27 protein-coding genes are annotated in these 23436 nt (G+C 54.3%); 17 read left to right on the top strand and 10 right to left on the bottom strand.

Annotation, left to right across the window (positions count from 1 at the left end; genetic code table 11):
- Nucleotides 1-4 precede the first annotated feature (4 nt).
- The 3 genes from ABWV47_RS16920 to ABWV47_RS16910 are packed head-to-tail and all read left to right on the top strand — an operon-like array spanning nt 5 to nt 2537.
- Nucleotides 5-805, top strand: a complete 801-nt coding sequence (locus tag ABWV47_RS16920; RefSeq protein ID WP_353314005.1) for an LpxI family protein — start codon at nt 5-7, stop codon at nt 803-805.
- On the top strand, nt 805-1962 hold the full coding sequence (gene lpxB / locus ABWV47_RS16915) for a lipid-A-disaccharide synthase (RefSeq protein WP_353314003.1): 1158 nt from the start codon (nt 805-807) through the stop codon (nt 1960-1962). Before ABWV47_RS16920 ends, lpxB begins: the two co-directional genes overlap by 1 nt.
- Complete coding sequence (locus ABWV47_RS16910; protein WP_353314001.1) at nt 1959-2537, top strand: cadmium resistance transporter; 579 nt, start codon at nt 1959-1961, stop codon at nt 2535-2537. The genes lpxB and ABWV47_RS16910 overlap by 4 nt, the downstream gene beginning before the upstream one ends.
- Here the strand turns inward: ABWV47_RS16910 and mnmA are convergent.
- A complete protein-coding gene (gene mnmA / locus ABWV47_RS16905) occupies nt 2534-3679 on the bottom strand; it encodes a tRNA 2-thiouridine(34) synthase MnmA (protein ID WP_353313999.1) in 1146 nt (381 codons plus the stop codon). The genes ABWV47_RS16910 and mnmA overlap by 4 nt on opposite strands.
- A gap of 125 nt (nt 3680-3804) precedes the next feature.
- Between mnmA and sciP the strand changes: the two genes are divergently transcribed.
- From sciP to ABWV47_RS16880, 5 genes are all read left to right on the top strand, one after another.
- Nucleotides 3805-4083 (top strand): CtrA inhibitor SciP, encoded by a 279-nt coding sequence (gene sciP, locus ABWV47_RS16900; RefSeq protein WP_353313997.1) that lies wholly within the window; start codon nt 3805-3807, stop codon nt 4081-4083.
- Nucleotides 4084-4177: 94 nt separating this feature from the next.
- Nucleotides 4178-4894, top strand: a complete 717-nt coding sequence (gene ctrA / locus ABWV47_RS16895) for a response regulator transcription factor CtrA (RefSeq protein ID WP_353313995.1) — start codon at nt 4178-4180, stop codon at nt 4892-4894.
- Nucleotides 4895-4995: 101 nt separating this feature from the next.
- The gene (gene ligA / locus ABWV47_RS16890; RefSeq protein ID WP_353315211.1) at nt 4996-7248 is read left to right on the top strand and encodes an NAD-dependent DNA ligase LigA; all 2253 of its coding nucleotides are present in this window, start codon (nt 4996-4998) and stop codon (nt 7246-7248) included.
- The gene (recG, locus tag ABWV47_RS16885; protein ID WP_353313993.1) at nt 7245-9335 is read left to right on the top strand and encodes an ATP-dependent DNA helicase RecG; all 2091 of its coding nucleotides are present in this window, start codon (nt 7245-7247) and stop codon (nt 9333-9335) included. The genes ligA and recG overlap by 4 nt, the downstream gene beginning before the upstream one ends.
- Before the next feature lie 105 nt (nt 9336-9440).
- Nucleotides 9441-9563 carry a hypothetical protein gene (locus tag ABWV47_RS16880; RefSeq protein ID WP_353313992.1) on the top strand — a complete coding sequence of 41 codons (123 nt, stop codon included), beginning with the start codon at nt 9441-9443 and terminating at the stop codon, nt 9561-9563.
- Between the two features lie 323 nt (nt 9564-9886).
- Here the strand turns inward: ABWV47_RS16880 and ABWV47_RS16875 are convergent, their stop codons facing one another.
- Nucleotides 9887-10339, bottom strand: a complete 453-nt coding sequence (locus tag ABWV47_RS16875; protein ID WP_353313990.1) for an iron-sulfur cluster assembly scaffold protein — start codon at nt 10337-10339, stop codon at nt 9887-9889.
- 67 nt (nt 10340-10406) lie between these two features.
- Between ABWV47_RS16875 and hisI the strand changes: the two genes are divergently transcribed.
- The gene (gene hisI / locus ABWV47_RS16870) at nt 10407-10769 is read left to right on the top strand and encodes a phosphoribosyl-AMP cyclohydrolase (RefSeq protein ID WP_353313988.1); all 363 of its coding nucleotides are present in this window, start codon (nt 10407-10409) and stop codon (nt 10767-10769) included.
- Here hisI and gluQRS read toward each other — a convergent pair.
- The 3 genes from gluQRS to ABWV47_RS16855 form a co-directional block, all read right to left on the bottom strand.
- Nucleotides 10766-11608, bottom strand: a complete 843-nt coding sequence (gluQRS, locus tag ABWV47_RS16865) for a tRNA glutamyl-Q(34) synthetase GluQRS (protein ID WP_353313986.1) — start codon at nt 11606-11608, stop codon at nt 10766-10768. The two genes, hisI and gluQRS, sit on opposite strands and share 4 nt — an antisense overlap.
- Before the next feature lie 94 nt (nt 11609-11702).
- Nucleotides 11703-13046 (bottom strand): methylenetetrahydrofolate--tRNA-(uracil(54)-C(5))-methyltransferase (FADH(2)-oxidizing) TrmFO, encoded by a 1344-nt coding sequence (trmFO, locus tag ABWV47_RS16860; protein WP_353313984.1) that lies wholly within the window; start codon nt 13044-13046, stop codon nt 11703-11705.
- 51 nt (nt 13047-13097) lie between these two features.
- Nucleotides 13098-13883, bottom strand: a complete 786-nt coding sequence (locus ABWV47_RS16855) for an enoyl-CoA hydratase (RefSeq protein WP_353313982.1) — start codon at nt 13881-13883, stop codon at nt 13098-13100.
- A 56-nt stretch (nt 13884-13939) separates the two neighbouring features.
- Here ABWV47_RS16855 and ABWV47_RS16850 point away from each other — a divergent pair, with 56 nt between their 5' ends.
- On the top strand, nt 13940-14365 hold the full coding sequence (locus ABWV47_RS16850; protein ID WP_353313980.1) for a PaaI family thioesterase: 426 nt from the start codon (nt 13940-13942) through the stop codon (nt 14363-14365).
- Between the two features lie 50 nt (nt 14366-14415).
- Here the strand turns inward: ABWV47_RS16850 and ABWV47_RS16845 are convergent, their stop codons facing one another.
- Entirely contained in the window at nt 14416-14646 is a 231-nt protein-coding gene (locus ABWV47_RS16845) for a DUF1127 domain-containing protein (RefSeq protein WP_353313978.1), read from the bottom strand.
- Nucleotides 14647-14735: 89 nt separating this feature from the next.
- Between ABWV47_RS16845 and ABWV47_RS16840 the strand changes: the two genes are divergently transcribed.
- The 7 genes from ABWV47_RS16840 to ABWV47_RS16810 all read left to right on the top strand — a co-directional run bounded on the left by ABWV47_RS16840 (nt 14736) and on the right by ABWV47_RS16810 (nt 19915).
- Entirely contained in the window at nt 14736-16127 is a 1392-nt protein-coding gene (locus tag ABWV47_RS16840; protein WP_353313976.1) for an aminotransferase-like domain-containing protein, read from the top strand.
- On the top strand, nt 16009-16464 hold the full coding sequence (locus ABWV47_RS16835) for a DUF2459 domain-containing protein (RefSeq protein WP_353313974.1): 456 nt from the start codon (nt 16009-16011) through the stop codon (nt 16462-16464). The genes ABWV47_RS16840 and ABWV47_RS16835 overlap by 119 nt, the downstream gene beginning before the upstream one ends.
- A gap of 173 nt (nt 16465-16637) precedes the next feature.
- On the top strand, nt 16638-17099 hold the full coding sequence (gene rplM / locus ABWV47_RS16830; protein WP_353313972.1) for a 50S ribosomal protein L13: 462 nt from the start codon (nt 16638-16640) through the stop codon (nt 17097-17099).
- 3 nt (nt 17100-17102) lie between these two features.
- Nucleotides 17103-17588, top strand: coding sequence for a 30S ribosomal protein S9 (rpsI, locus tag ABWV47_RS16825; protein ID WP_353313970.1), 486 nt, complete (start codon nt 17103-17105; stop codon nt 17586-17588).
- 283 nt (nt 17589-17871) lie between these two features.
- Nucleotides 17872-18546, top strand: a complete 675-nt coding sequence (locus ABWV47_RS16820; RefSeq protein WP_353313969.1) for a cytochrome c3 family protein — start codon at nt 17872-17874, stop codon at nt 18544-18546.
- Nucleotides 18543-19436 carry a DUF3365 domain-containing protein gene (locus ABWV47_RS16815; protein WP_353313968.1) on the top strand — a complete coding sequence of 298 codons (894 nt, stop codon included), beginning with the start codon at nt 18543-18545 and terminating at the stop codon, nt 19434-19436. The genes ABWV47_RS16820 and ABWV47_RS16815 overlap by 4 nt, the downstream gene beginning before the upstream one ends.
- Nucleotides 19424-19915: a hypothetical protein gene (locus ABWV47_RS16810; RefSeq protein WP_353313966.1), complete on the top strand. Its 492-nt coding sequence runs from the start codon at nt 19424-19426 to the stop codon at nt 19913-19915. The genes ABWV47_RS16815 and ABWV47_RS16810 overlap by 13 nt, the downstream gene beginning before the upstream one ends.
- Before the next feature lie 24 nt (nt 19916-19939).
- Here ABWV47_RS16810 and ABWV47_RS16805 read toward each other — a convergent pair whose 3' ends face one another.
- The 4 genes from ABWV47_RS16805 to ABWV47_RS16790 all read right to left on the bottom strand — a co-directional run bounded on the left by ABWV47_RS16805 (nt 19940) and on the right by ABWV47_RS16790 (nt 23362).
- Complete coding sequence (locus ABWV47_RS16805) at nt 19940-20554, bottom strand: TetR/AcrR family transcriptional regulator (protein WP_353313964.1); 615 nt, start codon at nt 20552-20554, stop codon at nt 19940-19942.
- Entirely contained in the window at nt 20547-21416 is an 870-nt protein-coding gene (gene ppk2 / locus ABWV47_RS16800) for a polyphosphate kinase 2 (RefSeq protein WP_353313962.1), read from the bottom strand. The genes ABWV47_RS16805 and ppk2 overlap by 8 nt, the downstream gene beginning before the upstream one ends.
- A 92-nt stretch (nt 21417-21508) precedes the next feature.
- Nucleotides 21509-22453 (bottom strand): homoserine O-acetyltransferase MetA, encoded by a 945-nt coding sequence (gene metA / locus ABWV47_RS16795; protein ID WP_353313960.1) that lies wholly within the window; start codon nt 22451-22453, stop codon nt 21509-21511.
- Nucleotides 22454-22492: 39 nt separating this feature from the next.
- On the bottom strand, nt 22493-23362 hold the full coding sequence (locus tag ABWV47_RS16790) for an ATPase (protein ID WP_353313958.1): 870 nt from the start codon (nt 23360-23362) through the stop codon (nt 22493-22495).
- Nucleotides 23363-23436 lie beyond the last annotated feature (74 nt).

Below are 23436 nucleotides of genomic sequence, written 5' to 3'. Positions count from 1 at the left end.
GAATATGAGCAGATTGGCAATCTTGTGCGGCGGAGGCGGTCTGCCTGTGGCGCTACATGCAGCAGCGCCTGAGGCCTATCCCGTTGTGTTTGAAGGTGTCGCACACTCGATGCCCGGGGTGGTGGCCACGCATCGGTTCGAAAAAATAGGCGCGCTGTTTGCTGCACTAAAGGCTGAAGGTGTCACTCAAGTAGTTATGGCAGGTGGTTTGGGGCGCCCGGCGCTGGACCCGACAGAATTTGACGCAGGAATGATGGCGATCGCCCCACGATTGTTGCCTGCGCTTAAGGGCGGTGATGATGCGGTTTTGCGTCTCATCATAGCGATCTTTGAAGAGCAGGGATTTGAGGTTGTTGGCGCGCACGAAATTATGCCTGAGCTTTGCGCTGAAGAGGGATTGATTGCTGGCCCGACACCGAGTGAAGAGGCTCTGAGTGATGCCAGCCGTGCCGCCGATATTTTGCTGGCACTTGCTCCGGTTGATGTCGGGCAAGGGGCCGTTGTGGCTGCGGGATTGTGTTTGGGAATAGAAACTCTGCAAGGCACCGATGCCTTGTTGGGGTTCGTGTCACAGACACCTGACAAGTTGCGCCGTGCAAAGGGCGTGTTTTTAAAGGCCCCAAAGCGTGGGCAAGATCTGCGCGTAGATATGCCTGCTGTTGGACCGGACACAGTGTTGTCTGCTGCGAAAGCGGGCGTTGAAGGCATAGTCGTTGCGGCCGGTCGTGTGGTGATTGTCGAGCGTAGCCAAACCTTGGCAGCATTAGAGGACACTGGGTTGTTTTTGCTGGGGCGCACGATCTGATGAAAGTGTATCTGGTCGCAGGCGAGATGTCGGGCGACCGGCTTGGTGGGGCCCTGATGGCGGGGTTGCGCCAATTGGTGCCGGACGTCGCGTTTGCAGGTGTCGGTGGTCCTCTGATGGCGGCGCAGGGGCTAGAGAGCCTGTTTCCTATGGATGAGTTGAGCGTCTTTGGCATTGCCGAAGTGCTCCCCAAGTATCGGCATTTGGTGCGCCGTATGCATCAGACGGCAGATGCGGTTGTCGACTGGCGGCCGGATGTTTTGATTACAATTGACAGTCCAGATTTTTGCCTGCGCGTTGCGCGCGCAGTTAAGGCCAAAAGTGGCATTCACTGCGTGCACTATGTGGCGCCGTCCGTCTGGGCATGGAGGCCCAAGCGTGCGGTAAAAATGGCCAAGTCGGTGGACCATGTTTTGGCGCTCTTGCCTTTTGAGCCACCTTATATGGAGGCCGTTGGGTTACGCTCAGATTTTGTTGGGCATCCAGTGGTTTCAGAACCTGTGGCAAGTGCCGAAGACACCGCCAGATTTCGCAGAGATTTGGGGCTTGGAGACGCGCCTGTCATGTTGGTTTTGCCCGGGTCGCGACGTGGCGAAGTCGGACGGTTGGCACCTGCTTTTGGAGAGGTGGTCGCCAAGGTTAAGCAGCAGCAGCCTGATGTGGAAGTTCTGGTCCCTGCCGCAGAGGCCGTGGTCGATTTGGTGAAAGAGGCTGTGGCGTCTTGGTCGCATCCAGTCACAGTGCTAGATCCAACAGTGGGTACGGCGGATCACGCTTTGGCACAGAAACGAGCGGCCTTTGCTTCCGCGAATGTGGCCTTGGCCGCGTCAGGAACCGTGTCGCTTGAGCTGGCAGCAAACAACACCCCAATGGTCATCGCATATGATATGAATTGGATCACATGGCAGATCATGAGCCGGATGGCACTGATCGATACGGTGACGTTGGTCAATTTGGTTTCAGAAACACGGGTCGTCGAAGAGTTTCTTGGCCCAGCGTTTCAACCGGAGCGCATCGCGCCTGCGGTCCTTCGTGCGCTGAAAGCGCCCAAAGCGCAGCAAGAGGCGATGACTTTGACCATGCAAAGGCTGGGGCGTGGCGCAGAGGCTCCTGGTCTACGTGCGGCGCGGGCTGTGCTTGACGGGCTACCCAAGTGATTGAGGTCGCTGGACTTGTCGTTTCGGCGGCCTTGGCTCATGTGGCCACCAATCTGGATAATTTGGTCATTATGGTTGGGTTGATTTTGACAATTGGTCGCCTGCGCACTGTGACGAGTTACATTGTGGCGCAAGTTATTGTGTTTGCCGCGGCCTACTATGTCTCTGAGGGACTAGAGACGGAACTGCCGATGAAGATTGGATACCTTGGAGTCATTCCCATTGCACTTGGTGTGGTCGCGCTCTTGCGGCGCAGTCCATCCACAGCCAGTGTAGAGGAAAAACCGCTTGGCCAGACCCATTTTATAGCGGTGCTGGTGTTGTTTCTGAGTGTGTCCTTTGACACCTTTGCCGTTTTCACACCTCTACTTGCCGATACACGACAGGTGTTTTTTATGCCGGTTTTGATTGGAGCAGCGGTATCAACATTGATGCTCGCTCTTAGCGGCGCGCTGCTTGCTGAGTTTGCCCCCAACCGGGTTGATCGGTTGGGGCGATTGGAGTGGCTTGCGCCTTATGTCATGATCGCAATCGGTCTCTACGTTGTGTTCAATACGAGCACGGATGCGGTTTAGTATCCGCGCCAAATCCAGCCGCCGCCAAAGATGCGTGAGCTTTCTGTATCGTAAAACACACAAGCTTGCCCCGGCGAAACGCCTTCTTCGGGAGTGAGCAACTCGACATCCGCTGTGTGTGGCCCGGTTGGGCGGATGATGGCCTCGCGTGGTGGACGCGTGGACCGAACTTTGACAGCAACATGCCACTCAGTGCGTGAGTCAAACGGCTCATCGCCTAGCCAATTGATCTCGCGCACAGGAATCTTACGGGTGGCGAGCATCTCTTTTGGGCCAATGATGACCTGTTTTTTGTCGACGTCGAGCCTAACCACATACAGCGGCTCTGATAGCCCCCCGATGCCAAGCCCGCGGCGCTGGCCGATGGTGTAGTGAATCACCCCGTTGTGTACACCACGGACTTTTCCCTCATGATCGACAATTTCGCCAGAATCAGCGGCGCCGGGCCGCAATTTTTCAATCACGCTGGCATAGTCGCCGTTGGGGACAAAACAAATGTCCTGACTGTCGGGTTTGTCTGCAACCGCCAAACCGTATTCTGCTGCCAGCGCGCGGGTGGCGTCTTTGTTGGGGAGGTGGCCTAGAGGGAATCGCAGATAGTCGAGTTGTTCGGGGGTCGTTGAGAACAGAAAGTAGCTCTGATCACGGCGGGCATCCGCAGCGGAGTGTAGCTCCGGACCCTTGTCACCAACCATGCGCTGGATGTAGTGACCAGTTGCCATGCAATCGGCATCTAGATCCTTGGCGGTCTCCAAAAGGTCTTTGAATTTCACACGCTCATTGCACCGGATGCAGGGCACAGGTGTGGCACCAGCAAGATAGCTGTCGGCAAACTCGTCGATCACGGCATCTTGGAAAATATTTTCATAATCAAGGACATAGTGAGGAAAGCCCTTTTCTTCGGCCACCCGGCGTGCATCGTGAATATCAATACCTGCACAGCATGCGCCCTTCTTCGCCAAAGCCGCACCGTGGTCATAGAGCTGCAGCGTGACACCAACCACGTCGTAGCCTTCGTCTGCCAGCTTCGCAGCGACAACAGAACTGTCCACGCCGCCGGACATGGCGACAACCACGCGGGTCTCGGACGGTGGCTTGGCAAAGCCAAGCGAATTGAGTGGCGAGTCGCTGTCAAGCGCCATTGTGTGTCTCTCCAAATCAGAAGTCCTCGAGAATATAGGAAAATCTTACATACTCTCAAGGGGCGCTTTAGGGCCTCGTTAAGCCACATGCACGAGAATTTTCTTCATTCATGAGGACGAGCTGCATGTTTTTGAAAAAAGTTGAAGGCCCACGATGTGTTACCCTGTCAGACGGACAGGTGATGACGCGTGCGGATCTCCCGTCGGCCAGCACCAAACGTTGGGTGGCATCGCGCAAGGCAGCGGTGGTCCGTGGCGTGGCGTATGGGTTAATCACCAAGAGGGAAGCCCTTGAAATGTATGGCTTAAGTGAGGATGAATTCAACGAGTGGGTGACCGCCGTGTCAACCCATGGTCAGGAGGCGCTCAAAGCAACAGCTGTACAAAAGTTCCGGCATAGCTAGCAATCTGTGTTAACCTTCCTAAATCGGTAACTGCTCGTTAACCTTTAATCGTTAAGGTTAACAGCTGAAACCTCCCAGATTTAAGGAAGCCGTTATGAGAGTGCTGCTGGTCGAAGACGATCCGACAACATCAAAAAGCATCGAGATGATGCTGACCCACGCCAATTTGAATGTCTATGCCACCGATCTTGGCGAAGAAGGCATCGATTTGGCGAAGCTTTATGATTACGATTTGATCTTGTTGGATCTTGGTCTGCCCGACATGACCGGCCATGAAGTGCTGCGCCAGCTGCGTACTTCTCGTATCGAAACGCCTATTCTGATTCTATCGGGTGCGGATGACACCGAAAGCAAGCTGAAAGGCTTTGGCTACGGTGCGGACGATTACCTGACAAAGCCGTTTCACCGGGAAGAATTGGTGGCACGGATCCATGCGATCATCCGCCGTTCCAAAGGTCATTCTCAGTCGGTTATCAAAACGGGTCAGATTTCGGTCAACTTGGACGCCAAAACCGTTGAGGTTGAAGGCAAGCCTGTGCATTTGACTGGCAAAGAATACCAGATGCTGGAGCTTCTTAGCCTGCGTAAAGGCACCACTCTGACCAAAGAAATGTTTCTGAATCATCTTTATGGCGGCATGGATGAACCGGAACTGAAGATCATTGACGTCTTCATTTGTAAGCTGCGCAAAAAGTTAAGCGAAGCGACAAGTGGCGACAACTACATCGAAACTGTTTGGGGGCGTGGCTATGTCCTGCGTGACCCAGAGCCAACGGCGGCGACAGACGACGCGGTGGCAATGCGCGCCTGAATTGGCGCGGCGAAGCTCTGGACGTTGCGCCTTGTCACCCCTATCACTTGGGAGGGTGAGATAGGGAGACGGCAGTGGCGAAAGAGATCGCAGTCATCGACATGAATTTGGATCAGGCGCGCGAGGAACTTGCGCGCCTTTCCGCGTTGCTAGGTCAGGCAAACCGTGACTACCACGGGGCCGATACGCCGACGCTTTCGGATGCAGAGTTTGACCGTCTTAAGCGACGGAATGCAGAGATCGAGGCACGTTTTCCAAAACAAAAGCGGGACGATAGTCCAAGCGAGATGGTTGGGTCTGCCCCTGCGGACGGATTTGGTAAAATCACCCATCGCGTTGCAATGCTTAGCCTTGGCAATGCCTTTGAAGACGATGATGTTTTGGCCTTTGACGACCGAATTTGTAAGTATTTGGGGCAGCCAAGGGGAGCGGTATCTTATACAGCCGAACCAAAAATAGATGGGCTTAGTCTTTCTATTCGTTACGAAAAGGGCGAGATGGTCTCCGCTGCGACGCGCGGGGATGGCGAGACGGGGGAAGACGTCACCGCAAACGCCCGGACGATTTCAGACATACCACAGAGAATTCCGATGGCTCCTGCGGTGCTGGAAGTCCGCGGCGAAGTTTATATGAGCCATGCTGACTTTGAGGTGCTTAATGCGCGCATTTTGGAAGAGAACAAGGCGCTAGAGGCCGCCGGCAAAAAAGTGAAAACGGTTTTCGCAAATCCCCGCAACGCTGCTGCGGGGAGTCTGCGACAACTTGATGTGCGGGTCACCAAAGAACGCCCTCTGCAGTTCTTTGCCTACGCATGGGGAGAATTGTCTGAACCTTTGGGCAGCACGCAGATGGAGGCAATCTCTCGGCTTGGCGGCTTTGGTTTTACAATCAACGACTTGACCCAGATATGCGATACCCCAGAGGCCATGATCACCCACTATCGGAGGATCGAAGCACAACGCGCGACGCTCGGGTATGACATTGATGGGGTGGTCTATAAGGTTAACGATCTGGCTCTGCAGGGACGTCTTGGGTTCAGATCCACCACTCCACGCTGGGCTATTGCCCATAAATTCCCAGCAGAGCTTGCCTGGACCAAGCTTGAGGCGATTGACATTCAGGTCGGACGAACGGGTGCTTTGAGCCCCGTGGCGCGACTTGCTCCGGTTACTGTGGGGGGCGTGGTTGTGTCCAACGCCACTTTGCACAACGAGGATTACATTGCCGGGCGTGACAGCAAAGGGGGCGTTATTCGGGAAGGTAAAGACATTCGTGAAGGGGACTGGGTACAAGTTTACCGTGCCGGGGACGTGATACCAAAGGTTGCGGATGTTGATCTGTCCAAACGGTCCGATGCGGCGCAGCGCTATGTGTTTTCAGAGACTTGCCCAATCTGTGGATCACCTGCTGTGCGCGAAGAAGGTGATGCTGTTCGATACTGTACAGGTGGGATGATATGTGCCGCGCAGGCGACAGAAAAACTAAAGCACTTTGTGGCTCGAAAAGCTTTCGATATTGAGGGGTTGGGCGCCAAACAAATCGAAATGTTCTATGACGATCCTGATTTGGCGATCCGGGAACCTGCGGATATTTTCACGTTGCAGACACGTGATAGGCAAAACCTCAATAAGCTAAAGAACCGAAAGGGCTGGGGCGATCAAAGTGCGTCCAACCTCTTTGCTGCGATTGACGAAAAACGCAAGATTGGGTTTGCGCGGGCGTTGTTCAGTTTGGGTATACGACACATAGGAGAAAGCGCTGCTAAAGACTTGGCGTTACATTTCATGAGTTGGGAAGCGCTGGCAACAGCTGCGGAAACGGCGCGGCCCGCTGCATTGGCATGGCGGGCTGCAGATTTGGCTGAGGAGCGTGAACGTCTCCTTGCGCAGAAAGAAGGACGGCGCGCGCGCGTGAAGGAAAGCCGGGACGCGGCAATGGCGAAATGTGACGTTGGTATCGCTGCGAAAAGCGTTTGGGCGGAACTGATCGGAATTGACGGAATAGGGGCTGCGGTCGGCCTGTCATTGACTGACGCTTTTGCCAATCCCGAAGAGCGTGCCGCCATTGACCGGTTGGTTCAAGAGCTAGACATCGAAAGGCCCGCGCCGCCTCGCCAAGAAAGTCCCGTGGCCGGTAAAACAGTGGTGTTCACTGGGTCATTGGAGAAAATGACCAGAGCTGAGGCAAAGGCCCGGGCGGAGTCATTAGGGGCAAAGGTTGCCGGTTCTGTGTCTAAGAAAACCGACCTTTTGATTGCTGGCCCGGGTGCAGGAAGCAAGGCAACCAAGGCGGCGGAGATGGGCATTGAAACCGTCGATGAAGATGGTTGGTTGGCGTTGATTGACGGACTATGAGTGGACGGCCAGAGATACTATTTCCGCTGTTTGCGGACATCAAAAAACTTGAAGGTGTCGGGCCTAAGACGGCACAAAATCTTGAGCAAATTGATGTAAGAAAGCCGCGTGACTTACTGTTTTTGCTGCCTTATTCTTGCATTGATCGCGCTGTGAGGCTCTCTGTGTCCGAGGCTGAGTTGCCCGGCGTTGTTACAGTGCAAGTGCTCGTTGGCACACATCGGCCGCCGCGAAATCGTGGCGGCGCGTATCGGATATCGGTGCAAGATACGAGCACCAGTTTTCAGGTCGTGTTTTTTCATGCACGCGGCGACTATCTCAAGAAGATATTGCCTGAAGGATCTCGGCGTGTGGTGTCGGGCAAGGCTGAACTCTTTGATGGCGTCGCGCAGATGGTGCACCCAGAATATGTCGTTGCCCCGGATGAGGCCGATGAAATTCCTGAAGTTGAACCTGTTTATCCGCTGACCCATGGCGTCACGCAGAAAACCATGGTCAAGGCTGTGCGGTCTGTTTTGGAGCGCACGCCAGATCTGGCGGAATGGATCGATCGCTCTCAGATGCAGCAGGCGAAATGGCCAGCTTGGCGTGAAGCTATGGAGATGGTGCATTTTCCTCAAAGCGTCCCGGAGGTGTCGCCCAATAGCCCCGCGCGCGAACGGCTGGCATATGATGAGTTTCTTGCACATCAGATCACATTGGCTTTGGCACGCAGTCAGTTGCAGAGAGCCAAAGGCATCGTTTCTGAACACACGGGGGTCTTGCAAGCAAAGGTGCGCGATGCGCTGCCCTTTGCGCCCACAAATGCTCAGGAGAAGGCGATCGCGGCAATAGCAGGGGACATGGTGTTGCCGACCCGTATGAACCGGCTTCTACAAGGGGATGTGGGATCAGGTAAGACGCTGGTGGCCATTATGGCTTTGTTGGGCGCTGTCGAGGCCGGCGGACAAGGTGTGATGATGGCACCCACTGAGATTCTGGCGCGTCAGCATCTCGAAGGATTGCAGCCACTTGCTGAGAGTGCCGGTGTGGTTTTGGAGATACTTTCAGGGCGTGACAAAGGCAAAGTCAGACGCGCGAAACTCGAAGCTTTGGCGCGCGGCGAGATTCACATCCTTGTCGGCACCCATGCAGTGTTTCAAGACGATGTAAACTTTGCAGATTTGCGATTGGCCATAATTGATGAGCAACATCGCTTTGGTGTCCGGCAGCGTCTGGAACTAGGTAAGAAAGGCGAGGGCGCAGACGTTTTGGTGATGACAGCCACACCGATTCCGCGCAGCCTAGCATTGGCGCAGTATGGCGACATGGATGTGTCCATACTGGACGAAAAGCCCCCCGGACGACAACCGATCACCACGGCGCTTGTGTCAACTGCGCGCATGGCCGAAGTCGTTGGCCATTTGCGAAAAGCGGTGGCAGAAGGCAAGCAGGCCTATTGGGTTTGTCCGTTGGTCGAAGAAAGCGAGCGTGTCGATTACACAGCCGCCGATGCTCGGTTCAAAGCGCTGCGTGCGGAGTTGGGTGAAGGTGTTGTGGGGCTGGTGCATGGGCAGATGCCGCCGGACGAAAAAGATGCAGCAATGGCAGCGTTTCAAGCGGGGCAAACGCAGGTGTTGGTGGCAACCACAGTGATCGAAGTTGGAGTGAATGTACCAAACGCCACGATTATGGTGATTGAGCGCGCCGAAGTGTTCGGTTTGGCGCAGCTGCACCAACTTCGAGGTCGGGTAGGGCGCGGCACCGAAGCGTCGACATGTCTGTTGATGTATCAGGCGCCACTAAACGAAAGTGGTGAGAAACGGCTAAAAGTGCTGCGTGAGAGCGAAGACGGCTTTGTGATCGCGGAAACCGATTTGCAGATGCGCGGGGCAGGTGATCTGATTGGTACCGCGCAGTCGGGTCTCCCAAGGTTCAGAGTGGCCGATGTGGAAACTCAGGCGTCTCTTATGGCGGTGGCGCAAAGTGATGCGCGTAAGTTGCTGCATGACGATCCCACTTTGCAAAGCGCGCGTGGCAAAGCGGCGCGTGTTCTACTGTGGCTGATGGAACAGGATCAGGCGATCCGTTTGATTTCAGTCGGTTAGAAAGAAAAGTCACGAAATGTTCTCAAATGTTCTCAAAAAGTTCTTTACTCGACTCGCGTGGTGTGAGAACAAAGTAGCAACACAACTGAGAGCAGGAGACATACCATGGTGCAGCAAATCAAATTGGTCGTGCGCAATTCAGGCGACACACTGTTGCAGGATGCCTTTGGTGGGATTGCTTTGGTGGTGATGCTGGTTATGGCCCTGCATGTGCCCGGGTTTGTTTGAGCGCCTGATGTGATTTGAGAGCATATTTGTGATGAATTGGACATAAGTTTCTGCCCGCGTTTTCACGCCGGTTTGTTCGCGCATCTGTCCCCATTTGATGCGTCCTGACTGACACTGCCTGTTTATAGTCCTCTTGGGGGTCTGCCTCCCCCTTAGCTGAACAATCCGGGTCCCTCGTGAAACCACTGGCTTTTGCCGCCGCCTTCCTTTGCGAAGCGCGGCGGTCTTTTTTTATTCAGAGATATATAGGTGCCAAACCACGCCTTGATGCGCAAAGATCTTATCCGTTCTGCGCACATGCCATTTGGTTAAGCTGAGGTGACTTAGGCGCAGTCGGACTGTTTGATTTGGTCAAATGCCTCGGCCAAGGCCTCAAGCGACAACAGGATAGACGCATGTCGATTTTTGTAGTCACACGCGGGGCGCAGCACTTCCAATCCGTCAAAGGGCGCACTCGGCGTCGGTCCATCTGCTTTCAACATCGCTTTGAGCGCGTCGCGCGCTGCAACGATTTCGTCTTGAGTACGACCTAACACATTGGCCCCAACCATAGAGGCCGCAGCCTGACCCAAAGCGCAGGCCTTGACGTCTTGTCCAAACCCCGAGATCGCGCCGTCACGCACCACAACATCGACGGTCACGGTGCTTCCGCAAAGTGGGGAGCGCTTTTTGACTGTTGCATCTGGTGTGTCCAGACGCTCCGTGTGTGGGATCGCGGCTGCCAATTGCAGGATCTGGCCAGAGTAGAGCTTGATCAGGTCGGTTTCGCCGGACATCTTGGTTTCCTTTGCTGTCTGTTTCCTAGATAGAGATGAAAAAGCGAGATGCAAAGAGGACGAAGGTATGGAATTTGATGCAAGTTCGTTGCGCTACAATGAGGCTGGTTTGATACCAGCGATTGCTCAGGACAACGAAACGGGCGATGTTTTGATGATGGCTTGGATGAATGCTGAGGCCGTCTCAAAAACCTTGGAGACCAAACGGGTTACCTATTGGAGCCGGTCGCGAATGTCATTTTGGATCAAAGGCGAAACCTCCGGCCATGTCCAAGAACTGGTCGATTTCCGGTATGACTGTGATCAAGATTGCATCTTGGTGTTGGTCAATCAGACCGGTGCAGCGTGTCACACCAACCGTCGCACGTGCTTTTACACGGCTGTACGGGATGGTGAAAATGTTGAATTGATGAAACCAATGGAAGACTAAAGGCCAACGAGGGCGCGAATGTCTTGAGGTGTTTTGCCCTCACTCCTCAATGCGGCCACCGCCCGGGCATCGTCCCTTTTTGCCAAGCGTTTGCCGTTGTCATCGCGGATTAGATTGTGGTGGTGATAGATTGGGGTTGGTAGACCAAGCAACGTCTGCAGCAGCACATGGATGGGTGTGGCTTCAAACAGGTCGGCGCCGCGCACAACATGTGTGATATTGGTGGCGGCATCGTCAAGCACCACAGACAGATGGTATGAGGCTGCCATGTTACGCCGCGCCAAAACGACGTCGCCGATTTGTTCCAGCATATGATATTTTGACGGCGTCTGAGGGCCTGTGTTCTGGGAGCCGTTCTCTAGGAATGTGAAACGATCCGCGATTTCGATGGCTTTCCCCATGTTAAGGCGAGTGCAGGTTGCCGCATCTCTATGATGATTTAGCGCCCGACAGGTGCCTGGATAGATGCGCCCATCAGGCCCAAACGTCGGAACACCTTCTTGAGGCGCATTTGCAGCGGCTTCGATATCACGACGCGTGCAGTTGCATTCGAACGTTAGCCCGATTTGCCGCAGCTTCTGCAATGTTTGCGCGTAGTCAGCGAAGTGTTCGGATTGACGACGCACTGGCGCATCCCAGTTTAGACCGAGCCAGTGTAGATCTTCGTAGATTTGCTCTTCCCATGCTGGGCGGGCGCGAGATTGGTCAAGATCGTCTATCCTCAGCAAGAAACGCCCGCCGGCTGCGCGCGCCATGTCGTGCGCAATGATGGCCGAATAGGCATGCCCCAGATGCAACGGGCCGGTAGGAGAAGGCGCAAATCTGGTGGTAAAGGTCAAGGTTTCAAGGGCTTACGATGAATTTAAATGCAAGGGCTGGCCACTTGGGCCGCTCATAGAATGCATGTTACTAAGGGACGTGCGCAAGGTCGAGTCAGGCCTGTAGCGCCAGCCAGGACTGCCATTCCGCTTTTGCGCGGTCCGTATAGGCTTTGTAGCGATCTTTGCGCCCTCGGCGCCCGCCTTTGAGGCCATCAACTGGCTGGAAAAGGCCGAAGTTCACGTTCATCGGTTGAAAGGTCTTAGCTTCAGCGCCGCCAGTGATGTGATGCACCAATGCGCCCATGGCTGTATTGAGAGGGGCGGTAGTCAAGTGCGTTCCGAGGATTTCCGCAGCAGCCAAGCGCCCTGCCAGCAATCCCATCGCTGCGCTTTCAACGTATCCTTCAACCCCAGTGACCTGCCCAGCAAAGCGGATATTGGGTTTCGATTTTAGGCGCATTTGGTTGTCCAGCAACGTAGGTGAGTTGATGAATGTGTTGCGGTGGATACCGCCTAAGCGCGCGAAAGATGCGTTTTCAAGGCCGGGGATCATTTTCAACACATCAGTCTGAGCGCCGTACTTCATCTTGGTCTGGAACCCGACAATATTTAGCAGCGTTCCCAAGGCATTGTCGCGGCGCAACTGAACCACCGCATAGGGTTTGTCGTCGGGCTTGTGGGCGTTCGTTAGGCCAACGGGTTTCATTGGCCCAAAGCGCAGGGTTTCACGGCCGCGCTCCGCCATAACCTCAATCGGCAAACATCCGTCAAAGTACCCAGCTGTTTCACCTTCGTGGAACTCGGTTTTATCCGCCGCCAAGAGCGCATCAATGAAGGCTTCGTACTCGTCTTTGGTCATCGGGCAATTGAGGTAGGCCTTGCGCTCTTCCTCGGTGTCGCCTTTGTCATAGCGCGACTGCAGCCACGCTATGTCCATATCGATACTGTCAGCATAAATAATGGGTGCGATAGCATCAAAAAATGCTAGGCGATCTGCACCGGTTTCTTCTTGAATGGCCGCCCCTAAAGCTGTTGAGGTCAGAGGGCCAGTGGCGATGATCCAGTGGCCTTCGTTTGGCAACTCGCTGATCTCACCGTAGTCCACAGAGATGTTTTGGTGCGCCTTGAGTGCTTCGGTAACCGACGCTGCAAAGGGATCTCGGTCCACTGCCAAAGCTCCGCCAGCCGGCAGGCGGTGTTTGTCCGCAGTGGCCATAATCAAGCCGTTGGCGGCACGCATTTCCCAGTGCAACAATCCTACAGCGTTTTGTTCGTCGTCATCTGATCGGAAGGAATTTGAGCACACCATTTCCGCAAGATGCCCGGTGCGATGCGCAAAGGTTTCTACCTTGGGGCGCATTTCGTGAATCACCACCTGAACGCCCATATTTGCCGCTTGCCAAGCTGCTTCGGATCCGGCCATGCCGCCGCCAATGATATGCAATGTCTGTGTCATGCAGGCGGACATAGGGGAGGGCGCGCCAATTTGGAAGAGCTTAAGCGGGGACTATTGATCCCAGTTTGGCGTTTCTTTGTTCAGGAAGGCCGCGATGCCCGCTTCGGTTTCGCGCCAGAGCATGTTTTCGACCATCACATCGCCCGTATACTCGTAGGCCTGAACCAAAGGCATTTGAAGCTGTTCATAAAATGCCTGTTTGCCAATTTTGACTGCAACACCCAGCTTTGCTGCGATCGTTTCTGCGAGCTCAGTTGTGGTTGCGGCCAAGCGCGCCTCTGGGACGACGCGGTTGAGCAGCCCAAGCTGCTCTGCCTTTTCCGCGGAGATGAACTGTCCAGTGGTGAGCATTTCCATCGCATGCTTGCGTGGGATGTTTCGGCTGAGCGCCACCATGGGCGTGGAGCAAAAGAGCCCAATGTTGACACCGTTGACACCAAATCGCGTGCCCTCTGCAGCGATGGCCATGTCACAGGTTGCCACCAATTGGCATCCTGCGGCCGTGGCGATGCCGTGAACTTGTGCGATCACCGGCTGAGGCAGGCGTTGGATGGTTTGCATCATTGTGGCGCAGCGAGAGAACAGATCTTTGAAGTAAGCTTTGCCCGAGTCTTCGGCCTGTCGCCCTGCAGTCATCTGTTTCAGGTCATGGCCTGCACAGAATGCTTTGCCTGCACCAGACAGGACTATTGCGCGAATGCTGTGGTCTTCTGCTAGTTCTCCAAGCTCTGTCTGGAGTGCGGCAAGCATTTCGTCCGACAGCGCGTTTAGCCGCTCAGGTGCATTCATTGTCAGATATGCAACCGCGTTTGTGTCGCGACGTTCCAAAATTGTCATCTTGCCCTCCCAAGGTATTCCCGCAACGATAACTGGACGGGGCAGGGAGGGAAAGTATGCAAGCCGTTATGAGCAAAGAAGAGATGATCAAATGGCTTCAGGACGTCTTTCCTCAGGTGAAAGATGATTTTGTCGTGGAGCATATAGACGGGGTAAATACCGTTATGCGGATGAAAATTGCGGATCGCCACTTGCGGCCCGGCGGCACCGTATCGGGGCCGTCGATGTTCGCATTGGCGGACGTCTCAGCCTATGTAGCGACCATGGCGTGTATCGGCAAAGAGGCTCTGACAGTCACCACCAATTGCTCCATCGATTTTATGCGCAAACCTTTGGCTGGCCGTGATCTCGTTGCCAGAACGACTTTGCTCAAACTGGGTCGTAGCCTATCTGTGAGCAGCGTGCTGATCTATTCGGAAGGCCAAGATGCACCCGTTGCACGCGCCAATATGACCTACGCGATCCCGCCTCGTCAGAACTAAAAAAAGGGTCGGGAAAATCCCGACCCAGTGGAAGGGGCGTCTGACGGGGATCAGATCTGCCACATCTTTTTACTTACTTCAGCGCGGGCCTCGTCGAGCGTTAGTCCGATATCGTTCAACTGTGCGCTGTCCAGATTGGAGAGCGCCCTGCGGGTTCGTTGTCGCTGATCCCATGTTGTGACCGCGGCTGCAAAAGACAGGGCAACGCGTGCAGCAATCGGGAGCTGCGAAGTTGTTGCGTGGCTTGATAGGCTTTCGAGATGAGCTGTGGTCAATGTCATGGTCGTCTCCATTATTGTATTGATACAATCCTCAGGTTTGTTACAAGACTTACCTAGCTTGATGGTGGTACAATGGCGAGGATAATATTGTGACTGATACAATTTGGCCCCCTGATTTCAAAGATTGTACCGATCATAAGTATTTAGTATTGGTACAATCTCTCCGGGGCGCAATTCGCAGCGGCCAATTGTCTATCGGAGACAAATTGCCGCCGGTTCGTGAACTGGCTTGGGAACTTGGTATCACCCCGGGGACTGTGGCGCGGGCCTATAAAATTGGTGTTGAAGAAGGTCTGTTGAATACCACTGTGGGCCGCGGAACGTTTGTAGCTGACGGACGTATGGATCCCGTTTGGGGGCCGGAGCCCTTGGTCACAGAAACACAAAACGAAGATATCGATTTGCGTGCTGTTCGGGTGCCAGATGTTGGCCAAGACGCAGCTATCCGTGCCGCAATGGTACAGGTTGCTTCCCATGGCGCGCCCTATCTTTTGTGTCCGGATGCAAAATCAGATCATGTTGCCCGGCAGGCGATTGTGAAATGGATTGGTCCAGACATAGCTGGCAGGGTTTCTGCCGACGATGTGGTGCTTACGCTTGGGGCGCAGAGTGCGTCGGTAATTTCGCTACAATGCTGTTTGCATGGTCCAGCGCCTGCGGTCTTGACCGAGGATATAACATTTCCCGGTGTCCGGCATGCGTGCCGACTTCTGCGTGCAGAGGTGATTGGTGTGGCGATGGATGAACATGGTCTGCGGCCAGATCGATTGGAAGATGCTCTCCGGCGGCATGGGGGGCAGGTTCTTGTGACATCTGCGCAGGCACATAGCCCCACAACGACCCATACGCCACTTGCGCGGAGACAGGAAATTGCAGAGCTCGCCCGTAAATACAACGTGCAGATTGTTGAGGATGATTGTTACGCCATTGCATGCTCAGATGTGCCGTCATACCGGGTTTTGTGCCCTGATCGTGCCTGGTACCTCGGATCTTTGACGAAAGCCGTTTCATCAGCGCTTCGGTTTGGGTATCTTGTTCCGCCCGAAGGGCGTGCTCAGTTGGCACGGCACGTGGCTCAATCGAATTTCTATGGTGTTCCGCAACCGATGTTGGACATTTGTGCCGAATTTATTCTCAATGGTCCGGCAGAGGACATTCGGAGGCGTGTGGTAAACGTTATTGAGGAGCGGGTGCGGGTTGCAGTCAATATTTTAGGTTCGTGGGACATCCGATGGCGTGCGGATACGCCTTTCATTTGGCTCAAGCTTCCGCAAGGTTGGCGAGGATCTACCTTTGTGCGTGCCTGTGACGCAGAAGGTATTCGTATCAAATCAGCGGATGAATACGCTTTGCCTGACGGGCATGCGCCAAATGCTGTTCGTATCGCATTGGCGCCGGAGTTGCCTGTTGCTGACCTTCAGGCCGCATTGGAAAAGGTTTCGACCTTGTTGGCCAATCCGATCTTGGGGTCCGACAATTGAGTGCCAAGCGTCGAAGCATGTTGCAGCAGGAGAAGGACTTCCTTGGGTGGCTTTTGAGGGCTCAGACTGGATGGCTTTGCCGCTGAGCACAGAAGCCATGCAGGCTTTGATGTTCTTTGTGGAAAACAGCACGCATTCGACGCAGCAACTTGGTCCGGGGCTGTATTGGAACGGTGCTTTTTACAGTGGGGTGGGAAAGTATCATGTTTTTAAGACATGCAACAGCTGGGTGTCGCAGGGTCTCAGGGCGGCCGGCGTTGCGTCTGCGCCAGGCCCGTCTGTGTTAAGTTCTGGTTTGCTGTGGGATTTGCGTTTGCGGTACCCAGATAGGGGGTAAGTGAATGGGGTATTTTGATACCTATTTTGTAAGTAATTGTTTTTGTTGTTTTAATTTGGATTTGATGCGCTTGACGCCGCGCGTGACTGCTTTATAACCCGGCCATCGAATTACTGGACAGACCGGCGTGCCGGGATTCCGGCCCATCTGTCAACCAATCTGGAAGACCAAACATGAAAACCTTCTCTGCTACTCCGGCAGACATCGAGAAGAAATGGATCATCATCGACGCCGAAGGCGTGGTGCTGGGCCGTCTCGCGTCGATCGTCGCCATGCGCCTGCGCGGCAAGCACAAGGCCACCTTTACTCCGCACATGGACACGGGTGACAACGTCATTGTGATCAACGCGGACAAAATCCAACTGACCGGTAAGAAACGTTCGGACAAGACCTACTACTGGCACACTGGCCACCCAGGCGGCATCAAATCCCGCACTGCAGGTCAGATCCTAGAAGGTCAGTTCCCTGAGCGTGTTGTGACCAAAGCTGTTCAGCGTATGCTGCCTGGCAACCGGTTGTCGCGTCAGATCATGACCAACCTGCGTGTTTATGCTGGTGCAGAGCACCCGCACGAAGCACAGGCCCCTGAAGTGCTGGACGTTAAGTCCATGAACAGCAAGAACACTCGGAGCTAATCGATGTCTGATCAAATCAACTCGCTTGAAGAGCTCGACGCCGTAGCTGGTGTAGAAGCTGTCGTAGAAGTTGCCGCTCCTCGTGAGCCGGTACGTGATGAACTTGGCCGCTCTTATGCGACCGGTAAACGTAAAGACGCTGTTGCACGCGTTTGGATCAAGCCGGGCTCCGGTAAGGTCATCGTAAACGGCAAAGACCAGGACGTGTATTTTGCTCGCCCTGTTCTGCAGCTGATCCTGCGTCAGCCAATGCAAGTTGCTGGCGTTGAAGGTGAATTCGACGTTTATGCGACTGTTAAAGGCGGCGGCCTGACTGGTCAGGCTGGTGCGGTCAAGCACGGTATCTCTAAAGCTCTGCAGCTTTATGAACCCTCCTTGCGCGGCGCACTGAAAGCTGCTGGCTTTCTCACACGTGATAGCCGCGTTGTGGAACGTAAGAAATACGGTAAGCGCAAAGCGCGTCGTTCGTTCCAGTTCTCCAAGCGCTAATCGCTGGAACCACTCGATCCAAAAAGGCCCGCAGTTTCTGCGGGCCTTTTTTTAAGAGCCACTGAAATCGCGTGCCAGTACACTTTCCCGACAAATGGTTTTGATTTTCGCGTCAGAGTGTTGCCTCGCGAACAGTCCCCTTTGAAACCCACTCGTTTCGCTTACCATTTGAAGAGACATTGGGTGCTACTTGTCGGTGACTTAAGCGCAGTTAACCATTGATTAACCCAATTGAACAAAACTTAACCCAAGTTGTTACGAGTGTTTTGTTTTGGAGGGACGAATGGCTTTGCCGTCCGCCCGTATGGTCAGAATGTTGGCCTTGATCGCGGCGATCCCAAGTGTTGTGCTGGCAGGGTTCACCCTTTGGTTTCCGGACATCAAACGTGCGCTAGCATATGGGCCTTTGATCGACGCCCATACCGATGTGGATTGTGTGCAATGTCATGTTCCAAGCAGAGGCACGGTACGTCAACAAATCCAGGCAAAAACACACCACTTGATCGGCTTACGCGAGAGCTCCGTGGATTTTGGGTACCAACCGGTGACATCCACAGCCTGTCTTGCGTGCCATGCACGTCCAAATGAGCGCCACCCGATCTATCGCTTCAATGAGCCTAGGTTTTCAGAAGCTGTTAGAAAGGTTGATGCGCGGAGTTGTTTAGGCTGTCATTCCGAACATGGTCCGCAGATTGTGGATGTTCAGATTGGGATGTGTTCCAACTGCCATACCGATATCGTGGTCAAAAATGATCCGATCGACATCAAGCACGACACCCTTATCCGCGATGGGCGCTGGGAGAGCTGTCTGACCTGCCACGATTTTCACGGTAATCACGCGTTTCAAGCACCTCTTGTGGTTTCTGAGGGGCTGTCGATCAATGCTATTCGCTCCTACCTGGTGATGGGCAATGATCCCTATGGCTCTGAAAAATTGTACAAATCGAGGCAGCCATGACGTCATTTCATATCGTTCTAATAGGAACCTTCTCTTGTATCGCGCTGTATTTGTTCGCGACCTCGCCGCCCGAACTGACAGATGGTGATGTGAGTACGTACGCGTGTCAGCATGAGGTGGAAGATCTCTTTGAGGCCGTAAATCACATCAACGCAGCGGCGCGCGGCATCTACACCAAACGCATCGTCGGCGGAGGTATGGCCGCTGGCCTAAAATTTGGTGAGGAGTGGCGTGAGCCGGATGTTGAGCAGGGACCACTGCCTGCGTTGTTTCTACGCGAAACAGCGGCGCATCTAGAAGCGATGCCACCACGTCTTGGCCTGTACCTCGGCTCAGATGCACCGGTCAATCAATCTAACCTCTTTGGTGCAGGACAGATGAAGGCCTTTACGCAGGTCAAGCTGACACGCGCTCCAGTGTTCGCCAAGGATGAGATCGCAGGGCATGTGGCGATGTATCCCGATCTTGCGTCGGTTACACCCTGTGTGCGCTGTCACAATGAGCACCCCGATAGCCCAAAGAAAGATTGGGTGCTTAATGATGTGATGGGCGCCACCACTTGGACCTATCCAAGTACATATCTGTCCACGGAAGAGTTCTGGAGTGTGGTTGAAGCGATGTTCTCCGCAGTTTCAAAGACATATGTTTCGTTCCTTGCGAAAACGGCCCAGTTTTCCAAAACGCCAATGCTGGGGACGCAATGGCCGGAGGCCGCCAGATATCACTTGCCCAACAACGAGGTGTTTATGGCTGCGGTACGCGCAAAGGCGGCTCCTGAGCTGATCCGCATAATGCTCGACAGTGGATCGTCTGCTTCCGAGGGCGTTGCTGGCAGCACTGCAGGGGCGGCCGCGTCGGAAGCCGAAGGAGATGTCTCGTGCGAATACTAGTCGCGACAGTTAAGCGCGCGCCTTATGTGGTCTTTGTCCTGAGTGGCGTGACGCTCGCCATTCTATTCTTGATTTTCGAACTGAAACTTGGTCTTCAGCAGTCCCTGTCCGGATTTGGCCAGCAGATCGCGACTGGATGCGTGTTACTGGTTTTGCTGAGTTATCAATGGGTTCTGTTTGCCAAGCGCGTAACCAGAAACAACAATAATGCACATCAAAGTCTGACCATACATCGTTGGGTTGGTGTCGTGACCACACTGGCCTTTACTGCTCATGCGGTGCGGTTTGGACACGTTTGGATGACAGGAGTGAGCGTTGTCTTCTTTCTTATCGCGCTCACCGGTGTATTGAATCGAACCGTGTTGAGATATCGACAGAATTGGATTTATCTAGTTTGGATGGTGTGCCACATCGGACTGTCCGCTGCGCTTGTCCCGTTGGTTGGTGTGCATATTTGGGTGGCTTTGGCTTATCAGTAAGGCCATGTGATCCGCAAATTCGCGTCAATCAATATCGATAAGGCCCAAGCCACGAAGATACACGCCTATACCGCTTTCGAGAAGGTCCTCCGGCGCAAACGGGCTTTGGGTTCCCGGCGAGTTTCGCGCATAGAGTTCAACAACACCGTGGCTCATTGCCCAGACGTGTGCCGAGAACATACTCGCCGGCGGGCGCCTTTCAGGCGGGATGTGCTTTGACAGTTCAGCAGCGGCGTGTTCCATAACACCGCGTGCACGGGCGGCGACGGCTGCAAGTTCCGGCGTACGATTTACCGAAATCCCGCTTTCAAACATGGCTATGTAGTGGCCGGGATATTTCCGGGCAAAGGCCAGGTATGCGCGGCCGGTGGCTTCAAAGGACGCAAGTGCTGAGGGTTGTCCTTTGTCAAAAGCAAATTGCATGAGATCAGCAAAGATTTCATAGCCTTGGCGCGCCGCTTCGGCGATGAGATCCTCACGCCCCTCAAAATGGCGGTAGACGGCTGCGGGTGTCACTCCTGCCGTTTTAGCGGCCTCCGACAATGTAAAACCGGTGGGCCCCTTTGCTTCGATAAGGCTCAGAGCGGCCTCGACCAGCGCTTGGCGCAGGTTGCCGTGATGATAACCGCGCTTAGGCATCCCAGATGTCCGGGCCTCCGCAAATTTCGGTATCGATTTCGCCAATCGCATCAACGTTTTTGCGGGTATATGGCAGCGCGTGCAAAACTGTTCTGATGGCATTCAATCGGGCGCGGCGCTTGTCGTCAGAGCGTATGACCGTCCAAGGCGCAATGTCGCTGTGACAGCGAGTCAGCGTTTCCTGAATGGCTGCGCTGTAGGCCTGCCAACGTTTGAGGCCTTCAACGTCTATCCAACTAAGCTTCCATTGTTTAAGTGGGTCTTGTTCCCTTTCCAGAAAACGACGAAGTTGTTCCGCCCGCCCAACATTGAGCCAGAATTTGAAGAGGAACACGCCGTCATTCACCAGTGAACTCTCAAACCCTGGAGCTTGGCGAAAGAAGCGCTCGCGACTGTCATCTTCGGTGAATTCAAACACTTTTTCGACAACGCCGCGATTGTACCAACTGCGGTCATAGAAGACGATCTCGCCACCAGCAGGCAAGTGATTGATATATCTCTGAAAGTACCATTGTGTTTGTTCGGCGTCGGTGGGTTTTGACAGAGCGACCACACGTGCGCCGCGAGGGTTCAAGTTTTCACGGAACCGTTTGATGGTGCCACCTTTTCCGGCAGCGTCGCGGCCTTCAAACACCATTGCGATACGTGCGCCACTGTCCTTGCACCAGTGCTGCATTTTTACCAACTCGATTTGTAGTGCCTGCAGATCGGCCTCATAGGTCTTTCGGCTGAGGCGTTCGCGGTGCGGGTAGGATTGGCTGAGAATGTCGTTCTTCTCGCCGTCTTTGATGGCACTGCGAACGGGTGAAGGGGCGTCGTTTTTGTAGTAACTGCTGATGGCACCGTCAAATGGCAAGTTCATGAAACCTCTCCCTTTTCCACAATATGGGGCGAGACAGACGCTTGTGCAATGCGGCGTGTTAAAACGCGTTACATTGCTCAAGGCCTGTGACGTTAGGCGCGCAGGTCCGTGATGTCGTGACCAATCCGCGCCATGTCAAAGGGTGTGGTTTGATAAATCTCGGAAATCCAATTGCCATACAGAAGATGTGCATGGCTCCGCCAGCGATTTTGCGGCGGGTTTTGAGGATTGTCATCTGGATAGTAGTTGGCAGGCACGTTTATCGACGTGCCTTCAGCCACATCGCGATCATACTCTTGTTTCAGCGTGTCGCTGTCGTATTCGAAGTGATTGAAAATAAAGAGATCACGTGTTTTTGGATTTTCAATCAGACACGGGCCAACATCGTCGCTGTGTAAGAGCGTGCGAAGCTCTGGGCGTTCGTCAACCTCGTTTTGGCGGATCTCTGTCCAGCGGCTTACCGGAATAACGCAATCGTCGGAAAACCCGCGTAAAAACGGGGACGCATCAGCAAGATTCTGGTGTCGGAAACAGCCAAAAGCTTTGTGGTCGAGGATGTGTTTCTGCACCCCGTGAAAGTAGTTGATCATTGCCATGCCGCCCCAACACACCCCGAAAGTGGAATGCACATGGGTGCGTGTCCACTCAAACACTTCGCAGAGTTCTTCCCAATAGGTGACCTCTTCAAAGGGCAGATGTTCAATTGGAGCCCCAGTGATGATCAGGCCGTCAAATTTAGCGCCAGAGGCCTTAACCTCCTGAAAGGGTCGATAAAATTCGGCCATATGTTCTGCGGCTGTGTTGCGAGTTTTGTGCTCCGACATCCGGATCAGCGACAGTTCCAATTGCAACGGTGTGGCGCCAATGAGACGGGCAAATTGGTTTTCGGTCTGAATCTTCTTGGGCATCAGATTCAAAAGCCCGATGCGCATAGGCCGGATGTCCTGACGGGATGCCTGATCCTCAGCCATAACCATGACGCCTTCGTGCTTGAGCACGTCAAAGGCGGGCAGGTCGGCGGGAATCTTGATGGGCATGTCAGTCTCTTTGGTTTGGAATTTTCGTGGAGGCCATACCTAGGCCTCTGCGGCTTGATCCTCAAGGGCGGAGGCGATCACGTCTGCGAAATCGTCGGCGGACGCAACAGAGGCAACGCGGTCTGCAGTCACCGTCAGCCCCCATTTCGCCATGGCGGCGTAGCGGGGCTGCCGATGTGCCAACGCACGGGCATAGGTCCAGCGCACAAAGGCATCCGGGTCCACAGAGCTTTCGGCGTGACCGGTTTCGTCAAGGTAGTCACGCCACGCGGAGAGAAGGAATTCTGGTTGATAATACATAGGCTTAGGTGCGCGATCAAACCGCTGGATCAGCGCGTCAGTATGGGTATCAGACCCTTTGAGCCACACCATGAGAGTGTTGTCTGACAGGGTGGTCAGAACGGGATCGTTTGGGTCTTCGGGGTCAACCACTTCGCAGATTGAGCCACCGGTATCGCAGATGAAATTGTCATAGCCATAGAGATCATGCGCACGGTTGATAAAGAGTTTGGTATCCATCAATGCGGCAATCTCTGCGGCACGATGCTGTTCTTGACGCGTCACGTAGTCTGCAAAGGCCAGGCCGCCCTGATCGGGGTTGCCCGGTTTGCCCAGATAGGCGGAAAGCGGGGCCAGATTGTTAAAGGTGATGTTGGAGCCGATGTAGATCGAATCCGACATCAACAGCTCGCGCAAAAACGGCACTTTCATGGCTTCACGTTTCGCATTGTCCGCGATGTGTTCGCCCATGTAGCGGGTGCCAATGCGGTAATCAATTGAGTAGTGAAACCACGTGCCTTGGTCCCGCAAGGTGTTGGAAATATGTGTTTTCCCCAAACCGGACATACCAAAGAGCAGCACCTTTTTCTGGGCTGCGTCGCGCCATTGTTGTGCTGATGTGTAGATCATGGGACATCCCCTTTGCCGTGCGCCTTTGGTGGTAAAGCGCGCGGGCAGAGCGGTCAAACGCATTTGGGGTGTTG

The sequence above is a fragment of the Shimia sp. NS0008-38b genome, assembly GCF_040370365.1.
Classification (GTDB): domain Bacteria; phylum Pseudomonadota; class Alphaproteobacteria; order Rhodobacterales; family Rhodobacteraceae; genus Shimia.
This window is presented reverse-complemented; position numbering and strand designations above follow the sequence as displayed.

Excerpts from the sequence above, each read along its gene's own strand:
- trmFO (WP_353313984.1), bottom strand. The coding sequence starts at position 13,046 with ATGACACAGACATTGCATATCATTGGCGGCGGCATGGCCGGATCCGAA.
- ABWV47_RS16850 (WP_353313980.1), top strand. The coding sequence starts at position 13,940 with ATGCAAGCCGTTATGAGCAAAGAAGAGATGATCAAATGGCTTCAGGAC.
- ABWV47_RS16820 (WP_353313969.1), top strand. The coding sequence starts at position 17,872 with ATGGCTTTGCCGTCCGCCCGTATGGTCAGAATGTTGGCCTTGATCGCG.
- ABWV47_RS16790 (WP_353313958.1), bottom strand. The coding sequence starts at position 23,362 with ATGATCTACACATCAGCACAACAATGGCGCGACGCAGCCCAGAAAAAG.
- mnmA (WP_353313999.1), bottom strand. The coding sequence starts at position 3,679 with ATGGCGCTTGACAGCGACTCGCCACTCAATTCGCTTGGCTTTGCCAAG.
- ABWV47_RS16805 (WP_353313964.1), bottom strand. The coding sequence starts at position 20,554 with ATGCCTAAGCGCGGTTATCATCACGGCAACCTGCGCCAAGCGCTGGTC.
- ligA (WP_353315211.1), top strand. The coding sequence starts at position 4,996 with ATGAATTTGGATCAGGCGCGCGAGGAACTTGCGCGCCTTTCCGCGTTG.
- rplM (WP_353313972.1), top strand. The coding sequence starts at position 16,638 with ATGAAAACCTTCTCTGCTACTCCGGCAGACATCGAGAAGAAATGGATC.
- ppk2 (WP_353313962.1), bottom strand. The coding sequence starts at position 21,416 with ATGAACTTGCCATTTGACGGTGCCATCAGCAGTTACTACAAAAACGAC.
- ABWV47_RS16875 (WP_353313990.1), bottom strand. The coding sequence starts at position 10,339 with ATGTCCGGCGAAACCGACCTGATCAAGCTCTACTCTGGCCAGATCCTG.
- ABWV47_RS16880 (WP_353313992.1), top strand. The coding sequence starts at position 9,441 with ATGGTGCAGCAAATCAAATTGGTCGTGCGCAATTCAGGCGACACACTG.
- recG (WP_353313993.1), top strand. The coding sequence starts at position 7,245 with ATGAGTGGACGGCCAGAGATACTATTTCCGCTGTTTGCGGACATCAAA.
- metA (WP_353313960.1), bottom strand. The coding sequence starts at position 22,453 with ATGCCCATCAAGATTCCCGCCGACCTGCCCGCCTTTGACGTGCTCAAG.
- ABWV47_RS16920 (WP_353314005.1), top strand. The coding sequence starts at position 5 with ATGAGCAGATTGGCAATCTTGTGCGGCGGAGGCGGTCTGCCTGTGGCG.
- ABWV47_RS16835 (WP_353313974.1), top strand. The coding sequence starts at position 16,009 with ATGCGCCAAATGCTGTTCGTATCGCATTGGCGCCGGAGTTGCCTGTTG.
- ABWV47_RS16845 (WP_353313978.1), bottom strand. The coding sequence starts at position 14,646 with ATGACATTGACCACAGCTCATCTCGAAAGCCTATCAAGCCACGCAACA.
- ABWV47_RS16855 (WP_353313982.1), bottom strand. The coding sequence starts at position 13,883 with ATGACAATTTTGGAACGTCGCGACACAAACGCGGTTGCATATCTGACA.
- rpsI (WP_353313970.1), top strand. The coding sequence starts at position 17,103 with ATGTCTGATCAAATCAACTCGCTTGAAGAGCTCGACGCCGTAGCTGGT.
- ABWV47_RS16815 (WP_353313968.1), top strand. The coding sequence starts at position 18,543 with ATGACGTCATTTCATATCGTTCTAATAGGAACCTTCTCTTGTATCGCG.
- lpxB (WP_353314003.1), top strand. The coding sequence starts at position 805 with ATGAAAGTGTATCTGGTCGCAGGCGAGATGTCGGGCGACCGGCTTGGT.
- ctrA (WP_353313995.1), top strand. The coding sequence starts at position 4,178 with ATGAGAGTGCTGCTGGTCGAAGACGATCCGACAACATCAAAAAGCATC.
- sciP (WP_353313997.1), top strand. The coding sequence starts at position 3,805 with ATGTTTTTGAAAAAAGTTGAAGGCCCACGATGTGTTACCCTGTCAGAC.
- hisI (WP_353313988.1), top strand. The coding sequence starts at position 10,407 with ATGGAATTTGATGCAAGTTCGTTGCGCTACAATGAGGCTGGTTTGATA.